Raw genomic sequence first — 15,571 nt, 5'->3', positions numbered from 1 at the left:
CCGTCGGCGAATGCAGATCGCTGACGGGCGGTCCAGGGACTTGGGTAGGTCCCCCCTTGCCGCCTCCGTTGGGAGCGGGGTGCGCCCACGCTGGCGGCAGATCGAGGCTACGCCTGACCAGGCGCGCAGGCCAGCCTCGTAGCCCAGCCTCGTAGCAAGGAGCCTCAGACGCGCTCGCGGAGGGACTCGACGAACTCGGCGACCCACGCCGTGATCTCGCCGGTGGCGGCGCCCGGCGTGAACACCTTGCGCACTCCCATCGCCTCGAGCAGCGGGATGTCCTCGTCGGGGATGATGCCTCCGCCGAAGACCGCGATGTCGTCGACGTCGCGCCGGGCCAGCTCCTCGATCAGCACGCGGAACAACGTCATGTGCGCACCGGAGAGCACCGACAGCCCGATGAGGTCGGCGTCCTCCTGGATCGCCGTCGCCACGATCTCCTCGGGGCTCTGGCGAAGACCCGTGTAGATGACCTCGTGTCCAGCGTCGCGCAGCGCCCGGGCCACGATCTTGATGCCTCGGTCGTGCCCGTCGAGGCCAGGCTTGGCCACGACGATGCGCGCACGGTGGGGAGTCATGACCTAGATACTAGGACGTCCTACTAATTAGGCCCAGCCGACGACGCCGCCGCCTCCTCGACGACCCTGGGGAGCGTTCGGCGTCCAGGGCCCCTCGATGATCGTCGCCTCCTGCTCGCCGGGCCAGGGCGGCATCGTGATGCACAAGAACGTGAGCGGCTCGGAACCGGTGCAGCGGTACTGGAAGGCGGTCCCGACGGTGATGTCGATGGTGACACCGGCACCCAGCTGCGTCGTCTCCTCGCCGGTGTCATCTCGGCGCCAGATCTGACCCTCGCCGGACAGGACGTGCCAGAACTCGCTGACCGTGGCGTGGACCGTCGCCCGATTGACCTGACCTGCTGGGACGGTGGAGTGGATCATGCCGCCCAGCTCCCCCTCGATCAGGGTCCGAACCTCGGCCCCCGCGGGAGAGCGAGCGTCGGGAGTGCTCGGGAAACAGCGAGTCTGCATGGCCACCTCCAGGTACGTCCCGCCATCATCCATCGCTCGAGGCGTTCGCGGCGATGATCGACCCGGGCGACGAGGTCGACCTACCAAGGCTCCCGCCGCATGAACCAGACGTGCGGTCCGCCCTCGGGAGAGTCAGCCTCCTCGACGACGCGGAATCCGAACCGTTTGTAGAGCGGCACGTTGCGCGCCGTACCGGTCTCGAGGATGACGGCCGCGTTGCTCTCGCGGGTCAGCTCGAGTCCGAACTCGATCAGCGCCGAACCGATCCCGCGTCCCTGCCAGCCGGGCTCGACCGCCACGGAGTCAAGGTGCCAAACCGGCTCCGGCGGAATCTTCGAAGCGACCCACTCCCAGAACCGCTCGTGCCGCCGACCGCCGTCATCGGTCACGTCGTGAGTGGTCGAGTCGTCGACGTGGGCAAGCGCGTCATCCCACACGTCGGTCCCGTCGGGCGACACGAAGACGAGGGCTCCGCGCCCATCCGCGGTCTCCCACACGAGCCCTTGTTCCAGCAATGGGCCAAGGTAGAGCGCATAGGCGCGAACGCATCGCTCCTCGAGGTCCTCGCTCTGCCCTCCGAGCGGCCACGTCATCATCGGCTCGGTGACAAATGCACGGCCCATCACCCGGGCGACCTGGTCGACTCGGCCCGGACCGGCCTGGCGGATGTCCACCACGGCGCGAGCATAGGCCGAACATAGGACAGCGTCTGGCGACTACCGGTTCACGAGGACGTCGCAGTCGAAGAACTCAGGCGGGCCGTCCAGGAGGTTCCCCATCGCTCCGCGGATGCGCTCAAGCGGCTCCTGGCGCCGAGGATCCACCTCGCGTGCGCGGGCCTTCTCCTCACTCTCGAACACGACCACCACGAAGACGTCGGCCGGATCGGCCTGGCTGCGCAGCACCAAGGTCTGCAAGAGACCGGAGTCCTCCTGCTCGATGGCGCGCAACTGGTCGAAGACCTCGAGCACTTCGGCGTCCCCCTCGGGACTCGTCTTGACCCGCTGTACCTGTGCCCACATGCCTGACCATCTCCCTCTGGGATGGCCCCGCTCAGCACGCCGGGGCCGGTTGGTCGGAGGCTAGGGCGGAGAGCGCAGGAACCACAACGCCCACACCGCTGCATCAGGCAGGAACCTAGCGGGCGATCTCCTCGCGCAACGCCGCGAGGAAGCCGTCGACGTCGGCCTCGGTCGTGTCGAAGGCACACATCCACCGCACGTGCCCGGAAGCCTCGTCCCAGAAGTAGAACCGGTAGCGCTCCATGAGTCGGGTGCTCACGTCGTGGGGCAGCCGGGCGAAGACGGCGTTGGCCTGCACGGGGTAGAGGATCTCGACCCCGTCGACCTCGCGGACGCCCGCAGCCAGGCGCTGCGCCATCGTGTTGGCGTGACCGGCCAGCTCGAGCCACAGCCCGTCGGCCAGCAGGGCCTCGAGCTGCACCGAGACGAACCGCATCTTGGAGGCCAGTTGCATCGACAGCTTGCGCAGGTGCTTGAGGTGGCGGACCTTCTCGGGGGCGAGGACGACCACGGCCTCGGCAGCGAGCGCGCCGGTCTTGGTGCCGCCGAAGGAGACCAGGTCGACGCCGGCGTCGGTGGTGAACTCGCGCACGGGCGTGCCGAGTGCGGCCGTGGCGTTGGCGATCCGCGCCCCGTCGAGGTGCAGGCTCATGCCGAGCCCGTGCGCGTGGTCGGCCAGCGCCCGGATCTCGTCAGGGGTGTAGAGGGTGCCGAGCTCGGTGGACTGGGTGATCGAGACGACCTGCGGCATCGCGCGGTGCTCGTCGTCGAACCCGAAGGCCTGGCGGTCGACGAGCTCGGGAGTGAGCTTGCCGTCGGGCGTCGGCACGGTGTGCAGCTTGATCGAGCCCACGCGCTCGGGCGCACCGCCCTCGTCGACGTTGACGTGCGCGGTCTCGGCGCAGATCACCGCACCCCACCGGTCGGTCAGCGCCTGCAGGGCGACGACGTTGGCGCCGGTGCCGTTGAAGACCGGGTAGGTCTCGACCGAGCCGCCGAACAGCTCGCGCATCAGGTCGCCGAGGTGGGCCGTGTAGGCGTCGTCGCCGTAGGCAGTCTGGTGGCCGCCGTTGGCGTGCGCCAGGGCAGCCAGGACCTGCGGATGCACACCCGCGTAGTTGTCGCTGGCGAAGCCGCGCACCTCGGGGTCGTGACGGCGGACCGCTGCTGAGCTGGTGTCGGAGAGGGTCACGGCTCGATCATCCACTGGCGGGTTCGGTTCAGCTCGCGGGTGGGCCGGGCCCACAGCCCGGCAATGGTCTCGGCCAGCTCGTCGACGTGGGTGAAGCCGGCGAACGCAGCGTCGGGCTTGGCCGCTCGCATCGCGTCGTCGACCAGCGCCTTGACGACGAGCACGACGGCAGCCCCTGCGCCGGACTTGGCGAAGGAGTCGGCGAGGGCGAGCGTCCAGGCCTCGGCAGCGGCCTTGGCCGCGGCATAGGCGGCGTTGCCCGCAGTCGGATGGTGGGCACCGGTCGCGCTGACCACTGCGAAGCGCCCATCGGTGCGCACCAGCGCCTCGCGTGCTGCCACCGAGGTGCTCGCCACCGTCTCGACCAGGAGTGGTGCGAGAGCCGCCCAGTCGGCCAGGGCGCCGTCGTCGAGCTCCTTGCCGCCGCGCCAGCCGCCGACGAGGTGGACCAGGCCGTCGAGCCTCCCGTGGGTCTGCTCGACGCCGTCGATCCACGCTCGGGTCGCCGCCGCGTCGAGAAGGTCGACGACGCTGGCCCCCGCGACTCCCACGACCCGGGACGCGTCGGCGTCGGCCGCGGCGACGGTCGCCCCGGCGGCCGTCAGCCGCGCGACGGTCGCCCGACCTGCGGAGCCACCGGCGCCGGCGACCGCGATCACCTTGCCGCTGAGGTCCGTCATGCCGCACCGGCCCTGGTGATGCCGCGAGTCTCGGCGATCACCTCGTGCAGCTTCTTGGCCAGCGCCTCGAAGAACATGCTCAGCGGGAACTCGTCGGGCAGCACGTCGTCGACCAGCGCCCGCGGTGGCTGGTGGAAGTCGAGTGCCTCGGCGCCCTTGGCCCAGCGCGACGCCGGGTGCGGAGTCACGTAGCGGGCGACCAGCTCGTAGCCGCGCAGCCAGTGCACGACCTTGGGTCGGTCGATGCCGTCGCGGTAGAGGGTCTCGATCTCGTCGAGCAGCCTCCCGGTGACCTCCGTGGCCAAGGCCCAGTCGATGCGCAGGGAGTTGTCGGTCCAGCGCAGCGCGTCGTGCTGGTGCAGGTAGGCGAACAGCAGCTGACCGCCGAGGCCGTCGTAGTTGCGCTGGCGAGCACCGGTCACCGGGAAGCGGAACATCCGGTCGAGGAGCACGGCGTACTGGACGTCGCGGGCCGGGCCGGTGCCCTCGCCCTCCAGCTCGACGGCTGCCCGGAACGCGGTGAGGTCGCAGCGCAGCTCCTCGAGGGCGTACATCCAAAACGGCTGGCGCTGCTTGATCATGAACGGGTCGAAGGGGAGGTCGCCCCGGCTGTGGGCTCGGTCGTGGACCATGTCCCAGAGCACGAACGCCTCCTCGCACCGCTGCTGGTCCTCGAGGAGTGCTCGGCCGTCGTCGGGGACGTCGAGCCTCAGCGTCTCGACCGCTGCGGTGGCGACCTGGCGGAAGCGGGCCGCCTCGCGGTCGCAGAAGATGCCGCCCCAGGTGAACCGCTCGGGCGTCTCGCGGACAGCGATCGTCTCGGGGAAGAACACGGCCGAGTGGGTGTCGTAGCCGGCGGTGAAGTCCTCGAAGGTGATCCCGCAGAACAGCGGGTTGTCGAACCGGGTGCTCTCCAGCTCGGCGAGCCAGTCGGGCCACACCATGCGCAGTACGACGGCCTCGAGGTTGCGATGCGGGTTGCCGTTCTGGGTGTACATCGCGAACACCACGAGGTGCTGGCGCTTGTCGGTGCGGTCGACCGCCGGCTGGAAGGCCATCAGGCTGTCGAGGAAGTCAGGCACGCCGAAGCCGTCGTCCGCCCAGCGACGCAGGTCGCCGACCAGAGCGGCGTGGTAGGCCGCGTCGTGGGGCAGCAGCGGGCTCAACCGCTGCACTCCGGCAACGATCTCCTCGACGGCGTCGCGCAGCGCCGACTCGCTCGGCGCCCCGTGTGCCTCCAGGTCCACGGACCCGTCAGCGACCTGCCAGGCGCGGACGCGCTCGACGGCTGCCTTGAGGTCGGACCAGGCGGGATGATCGACGATGTTGCCCGCAAAGAGTTCGGTCATCTCTGTGTTTGCCGACAGCATTTGCTCTTTCACTCCCCTGATCTCGAAGATTTGCCTGACCGGAGGAAGCATAGGACATGGGTCAGCGAGCGGCGAAAAGGCCGCGAGCACCGAGGGCAGCCGTCCCGAGCGCAACCGCAGCGGCGGCGGTGAAGGCTGCGGAGAAGCCGGCCGGGCCGAGCACGCGCGAGCCCGAGTCCGCCACCGAGAGGCCGACGACGATGAACGTCGCAGTCCCGAGCGCGCCGCCGACCTGCGAGGCCGTCGCTGCCAGGCCCGAGGCCAGTCCGGCGTGGGCCTCCGGCACCGAGGCGGCCACGACCATGGTGGTCGGCGTGAAGCTGAGGGCGACCCCGGCTGCGACGAGAATCAGACCCGGCAGGACGCCGAGCGCGTAGCCGCCGTGTTGCGACACGTTGGCCAGCCAGAGATGGCCGGCGGCGAGGACCACCAGGCCGACGACGACCAACCGTTGCGGTTCGACTGCCTTCAGCAGGCGCGGCAGGACGGTCATGGAGATGGCGAACCCAGCGACAGACGTGGGCACCATGGCCAGCCCTGCCTCCCGCGGAGCCATGGCGAGAGCCTGCTGGAAGTAGAGCGCGACCAGCACGAAGCTCGAGGCCCGGGCTCCTGCTCCGAGCACGGCCAACGCGACACCGCGGCTGAGTGCTCGCGACCTGAAGAGCTCGAGCGGGACCAGTGGGTCCGGCACGCGTCGCTCCACCGCCACGAAGCCCCCCGCGAAGACGACCGCGCCTGCCAGCGTGATGAGGACGCGGGGAGAGTCCCAACCGAGGTCGACCGCATCGACCGCGCCGTGCACCAGGGCGATCACCGCGGCGGTGACCGTCGCGGCACCGACCACGTCGAACCTGCGAGCTGCGCTCAGAGCAGACTCGGCGAGGAGGCGCCTGGCCACGAAGGCGGCGGTGCACGAGAACGGCACCGTGACCAGGAAGACCGAGCGCCAGCCGAACGAACCGGCGAGAAGTCCCCCGGCCATCACGCCGGTTGCGCCGCCCAAGGCGGAGGCCGCGCCCCAGGTAGCCATCGCCCTCGCCCGCTGCTCACCAGGGAATGCCGACAGCAGCAGGGACATGGCTGCCGGGCTGAGGGCCGCGGCGCCGACGCCCTGGACCAGGCGACCGGCCAGGAGCTGCTCCTGACCGCCGGCGGTCGCGGCCAGGAGGGTGCCCACGGTGAACAGCGACGAGCCGGCGACGAAGACCCGGCGGCGGCCGAACATGTCGGCGAAGCGACCCGAGAGCAGCAGGAGTCCGCCGAACGCGAGGACGTAGGCGTTCACGACCCACGTAATGCTCGCCGGGCCGAAGCCGAGGTCGGACTGGATCGAGGGCAGCGCCACGTTGACGATCGAGGCGTCGAGCATCACCAGGAACTGGGCGGACACCAACAGCGCGAGAGTGGCCGGGTGACGTCGCGTCGCGGCGTACGTGCTGCTCGTCAGGGTGGTCACGGCGGACACGTCGTCACGCAGCCAGACCGAGTGCGGACGTCCCGGCAGTGGCGGTGCGCCGGAACGCGGTGCCACAACGAGGGCAGTACGACGCCTGCAGGTGCTCGATGTCCTGGCCGCACCAGCAGACCACCGGACCGCCGTGGGAGAGGGCCGAGTGCCGGGGGGACTCCGAGATCGTGGGCTGAGCGTCCATCGTGATCACGCCTTGTCTGGTCTGGTTCGATCTGGTCCGGGCCGTGGTTGGCTCGTGGCTCCACGCTCCCGCCGACCGCGATCGCTCGAACCGGCCGAATGGCCAGGTTCGACCGGGTCTGTCCCTGCACTCGGAGGCCGAGCATGAGCGCGTTGCGGACGGCGTCGAGGCCGGCGTGGGCGAGTGCGGGGCCGGCCAGGTTTCCGCTGCGCCGCCAGGCGAACGAGAGCGGTACGCCGACCAGGCAGTGCCACACCACCAGTGAGAGGACGAGGACGGGGAACGGCAGGCCGCTCGAGACCGGCAGGTGCCAGAGCCCCCACAGCGCCGAGACGAGGAGAGCGGTCGACCATCCGCGGATTTCGCCCGGGTGGTGCACGTGCGCGTCCAGCGCACCCCTGAACGCCACCTCCTCGATCACGAAGGTCAGCGGGAAGTAGAGCGCCAGTGACTTGAGCGCCGCTCCGAGCATCGCGACCACGTCGACCGACGTGCCGGTGGCGAGGTGGGCGCCACCGAGCACGACGACGTTGCCGACGACACCTACGGCCAGGGGAAGCGCGGCGGAGCGTACGACGGCACTCACCGTGCTGGATCGCACCGCGAAGGCTGCCGCGGCGGCGCCCGCGACAGCTGCGGCGTACCAGCCGGTCAGTGACCAGTCACCCTCGATGAGGGCCTGCGTCCCGAAGTACGCAGGCGTGAGTGCCAGCAGCAGGGCCAGCACCCAGCCCCGCCGGTCGAGCACGAACCGGGTCGCGTCGCGGACCCACAGCTCACGCACCGGCCGGCGGCGCACCAGGACCTGGAAGGCGATCGTGAGGGGAATCCCCAGCAGGAGGTAGAGATCGGCGTTGCCCTGGAGCAGGTACCCCAGGAGCACCCAGGTGGCGACGAACCCCACCGCCTCGCCCACGCGCCGGCTGTCAGCGGCCCTCATCGGACTCCGCCTCTCAGTGCAGGTGGAGGTGTCCGCCGCCGTCGGCGACGCGAGCGGCAGGCATCCGGACGAGTGCGAACACCGCGACCACGGCCGCCATCGCTGCCGCGCCGACGAACCCGCGCGAGAACGCGTCGGCCGCGCCCTGCGCCGAGACGAGCGAGCCGGCGGTGCTGGCGATCGCGGACAGGACCGCAACCCCGAGCGCTGCGCCGATCTCGTGGCCGGTCATCAAGAATCCGGAGGCGACTCCCGCGTGGGAAGCCGGGATACCGGACAGCGAGGTCACCGAGACCGGGACGAACACCATGCCGACGCCGAGTCCGGACGCGAGCAGACCGGGCAGCAGGTCGGCTGCGTAGTGGGCGTCGGCGCCGGCCATGGCGAGCACGCCGGAGGCAACGGCCACGACGGCCAGGCCCGCGGTCGCCACAGTGCGCGGCGACAGGTGCGCGAGCAGGTGCTTGGCCAGCACCGCGCCGACCGTGATGGCGAGCGCGAACGGCAGGAACGCGATACCGGTCCGCAGTGCCGAGTAGCCGAGCACCGTCTGCAAGAAGATCGAGGTCAAGAACACGGCGCCGACCAGGATGCCGGTCACGCCGAGCATCACGGCGGTCCCGGAGACCAGGCTGTCCAGCTTCCAGACGTGGGGCGGGAACAGCGGCTTGGCGGCACGTCGCTCGATCCGGAGGAACACGATCAGCAGCGAGACGGCGACCGCCAGCGTGACCACGGTGCGCACCGACCACCAGCCGTGGGTGGCGGTGCCGCCGAGTGCGTAGACCAGCGTGGCGAGACCGGCGATGACCGTGACGGCACCCGGGATGTCGAAGGCCGAGAGGCTCGGACGGCTGACGGCGTCCTTGGCGATGATCCGGCTACCGACGACGAGGGCGACCAGCCCGATGGGGCCGTTGACCCAGAAGATGAACTGCCAGCTGGTCCAGGTCGTGATGGCACCGCCGACCAGCACACCGGCCGCGACGCCGAGGCTGCCCACGGCACCCCAGATAGCGAGAGCGGCCTTGCGCTGCGCCCCGGAGTACGTCGTGGTGATCAGCGAGAGCGCCGACGGTGTGAGCAGAGCAGCGCTCAACCCCTGGACGGCGCGGGCGGCGATCAGCTGGGGCCCGGTCTCGGCGACCCCGCTGACCAGCGAGGCCACGGTGAAGAGTCCGAGACCGGTCAGGAAGACCCCGCGTCGCGAGAGCAGGTCGGAGATCCGGCCGCCGAGGAGCAGCGCGCCGCCGGACATCATCACGTAGGCCGTGACGACCCACTGCAGGTCGCCACCGGCGAGGTCGAGGGCGCGTCCGATCGTGGGGAGCGCGGTGTTGACCACCGAGATGTCGAGGACGACGAGGATCTGGGCGGCGAGTGCGACGACGAGCAGAGCCCAGGACCTGCGAGGTCCTTGCTCGTCGTCGACGGTGGCGCGTGAGTGGTGGGCGTGGGTTTCGGACATGACGGTGCTCCTTCGATGTGAGTGGGGCGATGAACGAGGTCAGGAAGCGGTCAGGGGCGTGCCCGTGCGGACAGCCATGACGACCGACGAGATGGCGCGCGCGGACTCGGCCGACCCGTGCGGGTCGTCGACCATGCCGGCATGGGTGGACTCGACGACGCGGTGCTGCGAGTCCGTCGAGAGTGCGGCGATGCGATCCTGGGCTGGGGTCCAACCCTCGGTGCCCGCCTGCTCGGAGCTGGTCAGCACGACCAGCGGCCGGTCGCCCAACGACGTGAGCGACTGGGCCTGCTCGAACACCACCGGGATCACCGACAGCTCGTCACGGGCGACTCGCATCGCCCGGGGGGTCGCGTTCATGGCGTCGACGACGTCGGCTTGGTCGGTCGGTAGGTGCGACCCCGCGCTGATCACAGGACCCAGGCCGATGCGGGCGAGGGTGGGCATCAAGGCGAGCCCGCGCCGCATCAAGGCGTACTGCATGGGGTAGCTCGGCACGGCCGTGAGCTGGAACGGGCTGGAGCTGTCGAGCATCACCGCCCCGGCCACGTCGTCCGGGTAGAGCTCGGCGTAGGTCATCGCGTAGGGCCCGCCGATGGAGTGCCCGGCCAGCACGAAGGGCCCCTGCTCACCAGCCGCTGCCAGCAGGGCGTGGAGGTCCTCGGCGGCGGCGACACCGTCCTGCGGCTCTGACACGTCGTCGCTCCAGCCTTCGCCTGCGCGGTCGTAGGCACAGACGCGGGTGGTGTCGGCGACCTTCTCGGTGATGCGCGCCCACGATGCGGAGATCTCGCCGAGGCCGTTGAACAGGACGACGATCGGCGTGCCGTGCCCGCGACAGTCGATGTGCAACCGGTGATCGCCGACGGTGTAGGTGTCGCCGGGCGCCGGGCGGGGGCTCGAGTCGCCGAGCGAGGACACGTTCTCGACGGTGGCTCCCACCGACGCGAACGCGAGGACGAGGAGGACCGGTGCCAGGAGCCAGCGCCCGAATCCCGGCATGGACCGGCGCACCTGCACCGCGATCCAGACGACGAGGGCCAGCAGGGGCAGCGGCCAGATCCAGTTGAGCGCCGTGAGCGCAGCGTCTGCCGGCGAGATCGCCTGGAGGGCGATGCCGGTCGCCGCCATCGCGATCGCCGGAACCTTGGCCCAGGACTGCGGCTGCGTTGTCCGGCGGCTCGAGACGAGGGCGAGCATCGCCCAGCCGATCGCGAAGCCGACCAGGAGCGACCCGGTGATGACGGCCTCGGTGGCTCCCGGGAACACCACGACGGACAGCAAGAGCGCTGCCGCCGCGCCAGCGGCGAGCGAGCCGAGGGTCACTCGCGTCAGTCGCGAGGTGCTCTCGGTGGACGCACCGGGTCGTGCCGTGTGGTGGAGGTCGACGCTCATGGCTCTCTCGCTCTCGCAGTGGAGGTGGGCTCGTGTTGAGCACTGCGTCGAGAGTGCGCCGGTCGGCGCATGCTCACCCCGGCCAGATGGCCAGGATGTGCACGGCCACCCGGTGGGTCAGCCCAGGTCGAGCCTGGCCAGCTCACCTCGCGAGGTGATGCCCGCCTTGGCGAAGACGTTGCGCAGGTGGAAGGCCACGGTCCTGGGGGAGATCCAGCACTGGGCGGCGACCTCCTTGTTGGACATGCCCGAGCTCACCAGCTGGGCGACCTTGAGCTCCATCTGGGTGAGGTCGACCAGCGTCGACGGGTCGCGCTTCCGCGCGGTCTCCCCGGATGCCCGTAGTTCCTGGTTGGCGCGGTCGGCCAATGCTTCGGCCCGGAGGTCCTGGAAGGTCTCAGCGGCGTGACGAAGGTGAGTGCGGGCATCGACCCGGCGTTGCGCCCGGCGCAGCCACTCGCCGTACGCGAGCCGGGTGCGCGCCTGGTCCAGGGGCCGGTCCGCGAGGGCGTGGTGCGAGAGGGCCTCGGCGAAGTACGCCTCGGCCTCGTCCGGCTCGGCCGTCAGCGCCCGCCCGAAGGCGACGCTCGCCAGTGCCCAGCGCCGGCCGGTGGACTCGGCGAACCTGGCCAGCTCCTCGGTCCGGTCGCGGGCCGCTTCGATCTCATGGCAGCGGGTCGCCGCCTCGATGCGCTCGGGATCGGCCATCCGCGCGAACACCGGAACGCGCAGCCGCGTGAGCTGGTGCAGGGCACCCGTGGCGTCCCCGGCACCCGCTGCGCGGATGCCGGCTGCCCAGCGCGCCAGGTCGTGCACCGGATCGGCCGTGATGCCGAGCGGGGAGGCCGCGACGACCTCCTCCAGGCGCTGCACCAGGTCGTCGTACTCGTCGCTGCCCTGCAGTGCGGCCAGCATCGTCAGCCACGCCACGGGGAGAGCGGTCATCGCTCGTTGACCGATGCTCGAGGCAAGGGCGAGGGCCTCCTCAGCGGCCACGCGGAGCGCGACGAGGTCGCCCGCCAGGTAGTACCCGAAGCACAGCCGCTGCAGGCAGTAGACGACGGCAGTGACGGCGCCGGCCTCTCGGGCACGCGACAGGGCGAAGGAGTAGAACTGCTGCTGGCGTCGATCATCCCCAAGCTGGAGTGCGGCGTTCCCCAGGTTCCAGAGGACATCGCGGTCATCGACCTGCTCGCCGACGTCGAGCGCGAGGTCCAGAGCCTCCACGGCCGCGCGCCACTCGCCCTGGGCGGTGTGGGTCATGGCGACCAGGAGGTGGCGCAGACACCTGGTGCGCGCCGTTTGGTCGGCTTCGGTCGCTGCCAGCAGGTCTGCCGCGCGCAGGGGCGTGCCGCTGTCGGCACCGAACGTGCGCATCACAGCCGCCGCGACGCCGGTCTCGAGGGCCCGGCCCGGGTCCGAGGCGAGCACCGCGTGGGCCGCCTCGACGAAGATCCGGTGCGCCTCCGGGGCCGAACCGACGTTGACCTCGATGTGCCCGCGCACCCGAGCGATGTCGCAGAGCAGGAGCGGGTCGACCGACAGCTCCCGCGCAGTGGTCAGCAGTGCCTGAGCATGGGCGGCCTGCCCACACGCCCAGGCGCTGCGAGCGGCTGCGAAGGTGAGCCCGGCGCGCTGGGCCTGATCCGTCGAGAGGCCGGCCGCCCGTTCGTACGCCGCCAGCGCGGCGACGTAGCCACCCCTGCGCAGCGCTCGGGTGCCGACGAGCTCGAGGGCGGACACCAGTGACTGGTCGGGTCCCTCGGCGGCGAACGCACGGTGCCAGGTCTCGCGATCCGGGTCCCCCGAGCCGGCGAGCACCTCGGCCAACGCCAGGTGGACCTGGCGTCGCTCGGACGCGGACGCCGCCTGGTAGATCGCCGATCGCACCAGGGGATGCCGCACCGAGCACGACGTCGCGTCGGACACCAGCAGCCCCGAGGCCACGGCTTCGGGCAGCGCCGCCTCCGGGAGGCCGAGACGGTTCGAGGCACGTCTGATGGTGTCGAGATCGCCGGTGTCGTCGGCTGCTGCCAGCAGCAGGACCGACTGCACGGTCGCCGGCAGGCGGCGGCTGCGGTCGAGGAAGACCTGCTCGACGCGGTCGGTCAGGTGCAGCTGGGCCGGCAGCTCCGAGGTGCCTTGCAGCTGGCTCGGCGTGAGCTCGCTGGGCAGCTCGACCAGTGCCAGCGGGTTGCCGCGCGTCTCGGCGATCAGCCGGTCGGTCACCGCGATCGCGGGAGCCTCGCCCCACCTGTCGGCGAGCAGAGCGCGAGAGGCCTGGTCGTCGAGACCCGTGAGCACGATCTCGGCCAGCCCTTGCGGGTCGAAGCCTGCCCACTCCCCCTCACGGGCCGCGAAGACCATGGCGACGCGGTCCGCCCCCAGCCGGCGCGCGCTGAACAGCAAGGCGGCCGCCGTCGCGGCATCCAGCCAGTGGGCGTCGTCGACCACGCAGACGACCAGGCTCTCCTCGGCTGCTGCCGTGAGCAGCGACAGGGTCGCGACCCCGATGAGGAACGGCTCGACCGAGGTGCCGTCCTCCTCCCCGAAGGCCACCCGCAGCGCCCGGGCCTGCGGTCCGGGCAGCTGGCCGCGCAGCCGATCCAGCGGGCGAAGGAGCCGGTGCAGGGCGGCGAACGCCAGCGGCGCCTCGACCTCGAGGCCCTGGGTGCGCAGGACGGTCGCCTCTCCCACCGCGGCCACGGCCTCGTCGATCAGGACCGACTTCCCGATCCCAGGCTCTCCCCGCACGACGACGCAGCCAGCCGTGCCGTTGCGGGCCGCCTCGACGAGCGCTGTGAAGCGCGCCATCTCGCGCTCACGGCCCACCAGCACGCGACGAACGTACACGTTGCACCACCGGTCGGGACCCTGTCGATCCTGGCCCTTTGACCGGGGCGATTCCGTCGGCGCGAGATCAGGATTCGAGCAAGAAGCCCGCCACCACCGCGACACCGGGAGTGCTCATGAAGCAGCGACGCAACATCGGGATCCTCGTCTTCGACGGGGTCGAGGAGCTCGACGCCGTCGGCCCTTGGGAGGTGCTGTCCGCCTGGACCCAGGAGCACCCCGACGACGGGTGGAACGCCTTCTGCTTCTCGGCCGACGGCGCTCCCGTGGTCGCCGCCAAGACCCTGACCATCGGCGCGCACTACTCGATGCTCGACGCGCCCGCCCTCGACGTACTGATCCATCCCGGCGGCCCCGGCACGCGTCCGATGCTGCGCGACCAGACTCACCTGGAGTGGGTCCGGCAGCAGCGCGCGTCGGTCCCGCTGATGGCCTCGGTCTGCACCGGCAGCCTCGTCTACGCGGCTGCCGGGTTGCTGGTCGGTCGGCGCGCCACCACGCACTGGGCCTCGCTGAACCTGCTGTCCGAGCTCGACCCGACCGTCATCACCGACGTCAAGGCGCGCTTCGTCGACGACGGGGACCTGGTCACCAGCGCCGGCGTGAGTGCCGGCATCGACATGTCCCTGCACCTGGTGGCTCGTCTCACTAGTGACGAGCGCGCCCGCGACGTACGTCGCTCCATCCAGTACGACCCCCAGCCCCCGGTGTAGCCACCGGAACCGAGAGGAGATCACACCCATGAGCACATCGATCAGCACGGGGACGACCACGGGGACCATGCGTGCCGTCGTCCAGGACCGCTACGGGACGTCCGAGGTCTTGCGCCTCGCAGAGGTGCCCCGCCCGGAGATCGGCGACCACGACGTCCTCGTGCAGGTGCACGCAGCCGGGCTCGACCGCGGCACCGAGCACCTGATGACGGGAAAGCCCTACGCCGTCCGCCTTGCCATGGGCCTTCGTCGTCCCAAGAACCCCGTCCTGGGTCGCGACGTCGCGGGTCGCGTCGTCGCCGTCGGCTCGGCCGTCACGCGCTTCGCCATCGGCGACGAGGTGTACGGCGTCGCACCGGGCTCGTTCGCCGAGTACGCACGGGCCCGCGAGTCCCAGCTGGCGCCCAAGCCGGCCAACCTGTCGTTCACCGAGGCGGCTGTCGTGCCCGTCTCGGCGGCCACCGCGCTCCGCGCGCTCGTCGATGTCGGCGGTGTACGCGCCGGACAGTCCGTCCTCGTGCTCGGCGCCTCGGGCGGCGTCGGCAGCTACGCGGTCCAGCTGGCCAAGGCGTTCGGCGCCGAGGTCACCGGCGTGTGCAGCACGAGCAAGATGCAGCTGGTCGCCTCTCTCGGCGCCGACCACGTCCTCGACTACACCCGCGACGACTTCGCCGAGGTCGCCGCCCGCTACGACCTCATCCTCGACATCGCGGGCAACCCGTCGCTGCGTCGGCTCCGCAAGGCGCTCAAGCCGCGCGGTACTGCGGTCTTCGTGGGCGGCGAGTCGGCCGGCGCGGTGACCGGGATGGGGCGTCAGCTCCGTGGCGCGCTCCTCTCGCCCTTCCTGCGGCAGAAGCTGGCACTGCTGGTGACCAAGGAACGTGGCAGCGACTACGAGCGGCTCACCGAGCTGGTCGAAGCCGGCCAGGTCGTCCCCCGCATCGACCGCACGTACTCGCTGGCGGACGCCCCCCTGGCGGTGCGGCAGTTGGAGTCCGGATCGGTCCAGGGGAAGGTCGCCATCACCACCCGGCCCTAGCCTCGCTCGAAACCAGACAACGCCGACCACCCCCATGGTTTCGAGACGGTTGCTGCGCAACCTCCTCAACCAACAACAACCCCCGCTGGTTGAGGAAGGCGCGCCAGCGCCTGTCTCGAAACCAGACAACGCCGACCACCCCCATGGTTTCGAGACGGTTGCTGCGCAACCTCCTCAACCAACAACAACCCCCGCTGGTTGAGGAAGGCGCGC

14 protein-coding genes are annotated in these 15,571 nt (G+C 70.9%); 2 read left to right on the top strand and 12 right to left on the bottom strand.

Annotated elements, in window-relative coordinates; translation table 11 throughout:
* Nucleotides 1-164: 164 nt before the first annotated feature.
* The 12 genes from ISU10_RS18675 to ISU10_RS18620 form a co-directional block, all read right to left on the bottom strand.
* The gene (locus ISU10_RS18675; RefSeq protein WP_194697946.1) at nt 165-578 is read right to left on the bottom strand and encodes a cobalamin B12-binding domain-containing protein; all 414 of its coding nucleotides are present in this window, start codon (nt 576-578) and stop codon (nt 165-167) included.
* 27 nt (nt 579-605) lie between these two features.
* A complete protein-coding gene (locus tag ISU10_RS18670; protein ID WP_228501325.1) occupies nt 606-941 on the bottom strand; it encodes a cupin domain-containing protein in 336 nt (111 codons plus the stop codon).
* Nucleotides 942-1,111: 170 nt separating this feature from the next.
* On the bottom strand, nt 1,112-1,708 hold the full coding sequence (locus ISU10_RS18665) for a GNAT family N-acetyltransferase (protein ID WP_194697944.1): 597 nt from the start codon (nt 1,706-1,708) through the stop codon (nt 1,112-1,114).
* A gap of 39 nt (nt 1,709-1,747) precedes the next feature.
* Complete coding sequence (locus tag ISU10_RS18660; RefSeq protein WP_194697943.1) at nt 1,748-2,053, bottom strand: antibiotic biosynthesis monooxygenase; 306 nt, start codon at nt 2,051-2,053, stop codon at nt 1,748-1,750.
* 115 nt (nt 2,054-2,168) lie between these two features.
* Nucleotides 2,169-3,245, bottom strand: a complete 1,077-nt coding sequence (locus ISU10_RS18655) for a threonine aldolase family protein (protein ID WP_194697942.1) — start codon at nt 3,243-3,245, stop codon at nt 2,169-2,171.
* Complete coding sequence (locus tag ISU10_RS18650) at nt 3,242-3,925, bottom strand: SDR family NAD(P)-dependent oxidoreductase (RefSeq protein WP_194697941.1); 684 nt, start codon at nt 3,923-3,925, stop codon at nt 3,242-3,244. Before ISU10_RS18650 ends, ISU10_RS18655 begins: the two co-directional genes overlap by 4 nt.
* The gene (locus tag ISU10_RS18645) at nt 3,922-5,274 is read right to left on the bottom strand and encodes a DUF6421 family protein (RefSeq protein ID WP_228501324.1); all 1,353 of its coding nucleotides are present in this window, start codon (nt 5,272-5,274) and stop codon (nt 3,922-3,924) included. Before ISU10_RS18645 ends, ISU10_RS18650 begins: the two co-directional genes overlap by 4 nt.
* Before the next feature lie 82 nt (nt 5,275-5,356).
* Nucleotides 5,357-6,754, bottom strand: coding sequence for an MFS transporter (locus ISU10_RS18640; protein ID WP_194697939.1), 1,398 nt, complete (start codon nt 6,752-6,754; stop codon nt 5,357-5,359).
* Nucleotides 6,751-7,890: a CPBP family intramembrane glutamic endopeptidase gene (locus ISU10_RS18635; protein ID WP_194697938.1), complete on the bottom strand. Its 1,140-nt coding sequence runs from the start codon at nt 7,888-7,890 to the stop codon at nt 6,751-6,753. The genes ISU10_RS18640 and ISU10_RS18635 overlap by 4 nt, the downstream gene beginning before the upstream one ends.
* 13 nt (nt 7,891-7,903) lie before the next feature.
* On the bottom strand, nt 7,904-9,358 hold the full coding sequence (locus ISU10_RS18630) for an MFS transporter (protein WP_194697937.1): 1,455 nt from the start codon (nt 9,356-9,358) through the stop codon (nt 7,904-7,906).
* A gap of 39 nt (nt 9,359-9,397) precedes the next feature.
* Entirely contained in the window at nt 9,398-10,753 is a 1,356-nt protein-coding gene (locus ISU10_RS18625) for an alpha/beta fold hydrolase (protein WP_194697936.1), read from the bottom strand.
* Nucleotides 10,754-10,870: 117 nt separating this feature from the next.
* Nucleotides 10,871-13,591 carry a helix-turn-helix transcriptional regulator gene (locus tag ISU10_RS18620; RefSeq protein ID WP_370865668.1) on the bottom strand — a complete coding sequence of 907 codons (2,721 nt, stop codon included), beginning with the start codon at nt 13,589-13,591 and terminating at the stop codon, nt 10,871-10,873.
* 131 nt (nt 13,592-13,722) lie between these two features.
* On the opposite strand from ISU10_RS18620, the gene ISU10_RS18615 reads away from it, so the two are divergent.
* Together ISU10_RS18615 and ISU10_RS18610 are read left to right on the top strand one after the other, a co-directional pair.
* The gene (locus ISU10_RS18615; protein ID WP_194697935.1) at nt 13,723-14,319 is read left to right on the top strand and encodes a DJ-1/PfpI family protein; all 597 of its coding nucleotides are present in this window, start codon (nt 13,723-13,725) and stop codon (nt 14,317-14,319) included.
* 28 nt (nt 14,320-14,347) lie between these two features.
* A complete protein-coding gene (locus ISU10_RS18610; RefSeq protein WP_228501323.1) occupies nt 14,348-15,358 on the top strand; it encodes an NAD(P)-dependent alcohol dehydrogenase in 1,011 nt (336 codons plus the stop codon).
* Nucleotides 15,359-15,571: the final 213 nt, after the last annotated feature.

The organism is Nocardioides agariphilus, assembly GCF_015352445.1.
Taxonomy (GTDB): domain Bacteria; phylum Actinomycetota; class Actinomycetes; order Propionibacteriales; family Nocardioidaceae; genus Nocardioides; species Nocardioides agariphilus.
Note: the sequence above shows the minus strand (reverse complement) of the source record. Positions and strands in the feature narration are given on the sequence as shown.

What these genes read in the sequence shown, in the direction of transcription:
- ISU10_RS18675 (WP_194697946.1), bottom strand. Translation starts at nt 578, where the DNA reads ATGACTCCCCACCGTGCGCGCATCGTCGTGGCCAAGCCTGGCCTCGAC.
- ISU10_RS18670 (WP_228501325.1), bottom strand. Translation starts at nt 941, where the DNA reads ATGATCCACTCCACCGTCCCAGCAGGTCAGGTCAATCGGGCGACGGTC.
- ISU10_RS18660 (WP_194697943.1), bottom strand. Translation starts at nt 2,053, where the DNA reads ATGTGGGCACAGGTACAGCGGGTCAAGACGAGTCCCGAGGGGGACGCC.
- ISU10_RS18650 (WP_194697941.1), bottom strand. Translation starts at nt 3,925, where the DNA reads ATGACGGACCTCAGCGGCAAGGTGATCGCGGTCGCCGGCGCCGGTGGC.
- ISU10_RS18645 (WP_228501324.1), bottom strand. Translation starts at nt 5,274, where the DNA reads ATGACCGAACTCTTTGCGGGCAACATCGTCGATCATCCCGCCTGGTCC.
- ISU10_RS18635 (WP_194697938.1), bottom strand. Translation starts at nt 7,890, where the DNA reads ATGAGGGCCGCTGACAGCCGGCGCGTGGGCGAGGCGGTGGGGTTCGTC.
- ISU10_RS18630 (WP_194697937.1), bottom strand. Translation starts at nt 9,358, where the DNA reads ATGTCCGAAACCCACGCCCACCACTCACGCGCCACCGTCGACGACGAG.
- ISU10_RS18625 (WP_194697936.1), bottom strand. Translation starts at nt 10,753, where the DNA reads ATGAGCGTCGACCTCCACCACACGGCACGACCCGGTGCGTCCACCGAG.
- ISU10_RS18615 (WP_194697935.1), top strand. Translation starts at nt 13,723, where the DNA reads ATGAAGCAGCGACGCAACATCGGGATCCTCGTCTTCGACGGGGTCGAG.
- ISU10_RS18610 (WP_228501323.1), top strand. Translation starts at nt 14,348, where the DNA reads ATGAGCACATCGATCAGCACGGGGACGACCACGGGGACCATGCGTGCC.